Origin of the sequence: Methylibium sp. (assembly GCF_013817365.1) — a bacterium.
In the GTDB taxonomy this organism is placed as follows: domain Bacteria; phylum Pseudomonadota; class Gammaproteobacteria; order Burkholderiales; family Burkholderiaceae_C; genus Methylibium.
Window position 1 is genome coordinate 1 of record NZ_JACDCU010000355.1, and the last position, 4,321, is coordinate 4,321.

The 4,321-nt window shown below is 69.4% G+C and carries 5 protein-coding genes and 1 pseudogene; 4 read left to right on the plus strand and 2 right to left on the minus strand.

Annotation, left to right across the window (positions count from 1 at the left end; genetic code table 11):
- Both H0W38_RS17485 and H0W38_RS17490 read left to right on the plus strand, forming a co-directional pair.
- A pseudogene (locus H0W38_RS17485) lies at nucleotides 1-472 on the plus strand (tRNA 2-thiocytidine(32) synthetase TtcA); the annotation flags it as partial.
- A gap of 73 nt (nucleotides 473-545) precedes the next feature.
- Nucleotides 546-1,109 (plus strand): DUF4136 domain-containing protein, encoded by a 564-nt coding sequence (locus H0W38_RS17490; protein WP_292456446.1) that lies wholly within the window; start codon nucleotides 546-548, stop codon nucleotides 1,107-1,109.
- Between the two features lie 22 nt (nucleotides 1,110-1,131).
- On the opposite strand, the gene H0W38_RS17495 is transcribed toward H0W38_RS17490, so the two are convergent.
- Nucleotides 1,132-2,037, minus strand: a complete 906-nt coding sequence (locus tag H0W38_RS17495; protein ID WP_292456436.1) for a DUF6279 family lipoprotein — start codon at nucleotides 2,035-2,037, stop codon at nucleotides 1,132-1,134.
- On the opposite strand from H0W38_RS17495, the gene glmU reads away from it, so the two are divergent.
- Both glmU and H0W38_RS17505 read left to right on the plus strand, forming a co-directional pair.
- Nucleotides 2,018-3,436, plus strand: a complete 1,419-nt coding sequence (glmU, locus tag H0W38_RS17500) for a bifunctional UDP-N-acetylglucosamine diphosphorylase/glucosamine-1-phosphate N-acetyltransferase GlmU (RefSeq protein WP_292456439.1) — start codon at nucleotides 2,018-2,020, stop codon at nucleotides 3,434-3,436. The two genes, H0W38_RS17495 and glmU, sit on opposite strands and share 20 nt — an antisense overlap.
- Nucleotides 3,437-3,529: 93 nt before the next feature.
- On the plus strand, nucleotides 3,530-4,084 hold the full coding sequence (locus tag H0W38_RS17505; protein ID WP_292456441.1) for a J domain-containing protein: 555 nt from the start codon (nucleotides 3,530-3,532) through the stop codon (nucleotides 4,082-4,084).
- Here H0W38_RS17505 and H0W38_RS17510 read toward each other — a convergent pair.
- On the minus strand, nucleotides 4,060-4,321 hold a 262-nt coding region (locus H0W38_RS17510; protein WP_292456444.1), incomplete at its 5' end, for an Lrp/AsnC ligand binding domain-containing protein. The two genes, H0W38_RS17505 and H0W38_RS17510, sit on opposite strands and share 25 nt — an antisense overlap.

The window sequence follows — 4,321 nt, forward strand, 5'->3', positions numbered from 1 at the left end:
CGCTCGGCCACCACCGCGACGACATGCTGCAGACCTTCTTCCTCAACATGTTCTTCGGCGCCAAGCTCAAGGGCATGCCGCCCAAGCTGGTGAGCGACGACGGCAAGCACGTGGTGATCCGCCCGCTGGCCTGCGTGCCCGAGCACGACCTCGCCGCGTGGGCCGCGCACCGCGCCTTTCCGATCATTCCCTGCACGCTGTGCGGCAACCAGGAAAACCTTCAGCGCAAACAGATCGGCCAGATGCTGCGTGACTGGCAGCGCCAGTTCCCGGGCCGTGTCGAGAACATGGCCACCGCAATGGCCAACGTGGTGCCCTCGCATTTGCAGGACCGGAACCTCTACCCGTTCCAGGGCCTCCAAGCGACAGGCCGGCCCGATGCCACCGGCGACAAGGCATCGACGAAGACGACGAGGGCTGCGCGCCGGCACCATCCGAGGCCACGGCGATACGCTGGCACAGCATTGAGTGAACTCCACCGAACCGCGAGAAACGCTTTCGACATGAAACGACGCAGTCTCTTTGCCGTTCTCGCTACCGCCCTGATGCTCGGTGGGTGCGCCGGCATCAGCACGGTGGCGGTCGATGTGTCCAGCCAAGGCGACTGGCCCGCCGGGCGCAAGCCCGGCACCTACGCGATCGAGCGGCTGCCGTCGCAGCAGGCCAGTCCGGCAGAGCAGGACCGCATCGAGGCCGCGGCACTGCCGGCCATCGAGGGTGCCGGTTTCGTGCGCGCGCCGATCGAGGAGGCCGACGTGCTGATCCAGGTGGGCGCGCGTGCTTTCGAGGTGGCCAGCCGTGACCCCTTCGCCCACTCCCTGCACTGGCGGCACGACTGGTGGTTCTACCGGGGTTATCACCCGTTCATCTACGGTCCGGGCTTCGGGCGTGGCTTTTACTACAACGATTTTCCCGATATCCAGCGCGAAAGCGCGGTCCTGATGCGCGACCGTCGCAGCCAGCGGATCGTCTACGAGACCCGCGCCACCGTGGTCGGCCGCTGGTCGTCGCCGGTGCTGCTGCCCTTGCTCTTCGAGGCGTCGATGAAGGACTTTCCGACGCCGGCGATCAGCCCGCGCACGGTGACGATGACCTTGCCGCCGGGCTGATCGAAGGGCGCGTCGGTGAGCCTCAGCCGGGCGAAGCGAGTTGCAGGAGGTCGGCCCGCCAGGCCCTGAGCTGGCGCTGCGCTGCCTGGCGCTGCTCGGCGGTGGTGCCGTTGTGGAAGTCGGCCGCCAGCGCGCAGTTGTAGGACATGAGCTCGTCCTGATAGCGCCGGTAGTCCGCGTCGGGGGATCGCTTGACCCTTTGCCACATCGCTTGCAGAGGCTGGGTGCCGGGCGCAACGCCGTCGGCAGTGGGTGCGCCGCCTTGCATGGCCCGCAAGGCCTGTGCAAGATCGCGCTGGCGGCGCTCGCGTTCGGTCAGCCAGCGCTCTGTATCGAAAGACGATTGCGCAACGCCTCGCTCGAGCCTCTCGCGCTGCTTCCCGTCGAGCTTGCCGTAGAGCTGCTCAGTGCGCTCGCGCAGCCGCTTGACTGCAGCCACCCGTCGTTCAGCGGGCTCGGGCGAGAGGTACTCCTCGCGCAACTCCGCGGCGGCTTCGGCCTGCTTGGCCTCCAGCCGGTCGAGCTGCGCCGCGTCGAAGCCGACCGCCAGCACCGCGGCCCCCGGCAGCGCGTGCTGAACGGCGCGGTCGAGCCGAACGCGGATCTCCTGCACCCGCTCGCACACGCGGGCCGACGTGGTGTCGTTGAGAATTTCCCCGGCGGCACTGTCCAGCAGCGCGGCGTAGTCGGGCAACTCGCTGCGGCGGTTCCACTCGAACCAGCCGGCGATGGCGTCGCGCACTCGCGGCGCCTGCGTCGGCGCGAACTCGACATAGCCGTCGAGCCACCAGTACATCAGCGTATCGGCCTGGTTGTAGGCCAGCCGCAGCGTGCTGCAACCCGCCATCGAGATCACCGCAAGGGCGGCCGCGATAATTCGCCACCTTTTCAACCTGCCGAGTTCGAGCATGCTGGACATCGTGATCATGGCCGCCGGCAAGGGCACCCGTATGAAGTCGAACCGGCCGAAGGTGTTGCACACCTTGGCCGGGCGGCCCCTATTGCAGCATGTGTTGGCGATGGCCACGGGGCTGGGAGCAGAAAGCTTGATCACGGTCACGGGCCATGGCGCCGCCGAGGTCGAGGCGGCGATGCGCGCGGCCTTTCCTTCGGCACCGCTCGCCTTCGTGCGCCAGGAGCCGCAGCTCGGCACCGGCCATGCGGTGCAGCAGGCGGTGCCGGTGCTGCACGACGCCCCCGAGGCCACGACGCTGATCCTCAATGGCGACGTGCCGCTCATCGAGGCCGCCACCGCTCGCGCGCTGATCGAGGCTTGCAACGGTCGCCGCTTGGCGCTGCTCACGATCGAACTGCCGGATGCCACTGGCTACGGCCGCATCGTGCGCGAGGGCGGCACGCCTGGCCAGAGCGGCACGACCGGTGCCGCTGTGCGGGCGATCGTCGAGCACAAGGACGCCACGCCGGCGCAACGCGCGATCCGCGAGGTCTACACCGGCATGATGGCCGTGCCCACGGCCGCGCTCAAGCGCTGGCTCGCCGCGCTGAACAAGGACAACGCCCAGGGCGAGTACTACCTGACTGACATCGTCGCGATGGCCGTCGCCGACGGCGTGCCGGTGGTCGCTGCGCAGCCGGCGAGCGAAACCGAGGTGCTCGGCGTCAACAGCCCGCTGCAGCTCGCCGATCTGGAGCGGCGCTTCCAGCGCGCCCGCGCCGAGGCGCTCATGGAAGCCGGCGTGCGCCTGGCGGACCCGGCGAGGTTCGATGTGCGCGGCGAACTCGTCTGCGGCAGCGACGTGGATATCGACGTGAACTGCGTGTTCGAGGGGAGCGTGCACCTCGGCGACGGCGTGCGCATCGGCGCGAACTGCGTGGTTCGCAACGCGCGCATCGCGGCGGGCGCGGTGCTTCACCCCTTTGTTCACATCGACGGGGAAGCGCTGGGCGTTCGCGTTGGCGAAGCTGCGCTGGTCGGTCCCTTCGCCCGGCTGCGGCCCGGTGCCGATCTCGGCCCCGAGGTGCACATCGGCAACTTCGTGGAGGTGAAGAACGCGCAACTTGCCCGCGGCGCCAAGGCCAACCACCTGGCCTACCTGGGCGACGCCACCGTCGGTGAGCGGGTGAACTACGGCGCCGGCAGCATCACCGCCAACTACGACGGCGCCAACAAGCACCGCACGGTGATCGGCGACGACGTGCACGTGGGCAGCAACTGCGTGCTCGTCGCGCCGCTGACGGTCGGTGCGGGTGCGACCATCGGTGCCGGCAGCACGCTCGGCAAGGACGCGCCGCCCGGCCAGCTCACCGTGGCCCGCGCCCGGCAGACCAGCTTGGCGGGCTGGCAACGGCCCGAGAAGAAGCGCTGACACCGTGTGCCGCGCGGCCTATCGGGCGAATTGCACGCACGCCGCCTCCGCGGCGCGGGCCGAATTCGGCGGCAGCGCTAGCATCGACGCGCCATGAACCGGCCCAAGGTCGCCACGTACTACGCCCGCCTGAAGGTGGCGCACGATGCGCCGCCGGAGGTGGTGCGCACCGCCTACAAGGCCCTGGTGCAGAAGTACCACCCGGACCGCCACCAGGGCAGCCTGCGCCACCAGATCGTGCTGGCGGCGCTGAACAAGGCGCATGACGTGTTGAGCGACCCGGCCCGCCGCGCGGCCCATGACCAGTGGATTCGCGAGGAGGAAGTCCGCCTCGGCTGGCGCGAACCGAGCGGCGAGTTCCGGCTCGGCCTGGGCGTGCGCATGGAGCTGGTGGTGTCCAGCCTGCGCCATGACGGTCTGCCCCTGGGCGAGGCCCTGCGCATGCACCTCACGCGGGGTCAGCGTGCGGCTCTGTGGCTCGCCTTCGGCGCCACGCTGGTGCTGCTGGTCGGCGGCGCAATGGGCTATTTACGAAACGACGACGACCCTTTTCGCCGCTTGGGCCCCTTGCCGCCGCTGACATCCTTTTTGCCGGCCACGTCGGGCACGCCATCGCCTGTGGCCTATTCGGCCTCCTCGCCGCCTTGAACCGGCAGCGGCAACTCGCTGCCGAAGCGGGCTCGCTTGATCGCGAAAAAGGCCCGCACGTTCCGGACATTGGCATCCGAGGACAACAGCCGCGCCGTCAGGGCCTGGTACGCCGCCATGTCGCGCACCGCCACGACCAGCATGAAGTCGGGCCCGGGCGATACGCGCCAGCACTGCTGCACGGCCGTGTCGGCCAGGGCGCGCACCTCGAAAGCGTCGAGCTTTTCTGCGGCCTGC

Bases quoted from the DNA above. Each gene is read 5' to 3' on its own strand.
- H0W38_RS17495 (WP_292456436.1), bottom strand. From the start codon at position 2,037: ATGATCACGATGTCCAGCATGCTCGAACTCGGCAGGTTGAAAAGGTGG.
- H0W38_RS17505 (WP_292456441.1), top strand. From the start codon at position 3,530: ATGAACCGGCCCAAGGTCGCCACGTACTACGCCCGCCTGAAGGTGGCG.
- glmU (WP_292456439.1), top strand. From the start codon at position 2,018: ATGCTGGACATCGTGATCATGGCCGCCGGCAAGGGCACCCGTATGAAG.
- H0W38_RS17490 (WP_292456446.1), top strand. From the start codon at position 546: ATGCTCGGTGGGTGCGCCGGCATCAGCACGGTGGCGGTCGATGTGTCC.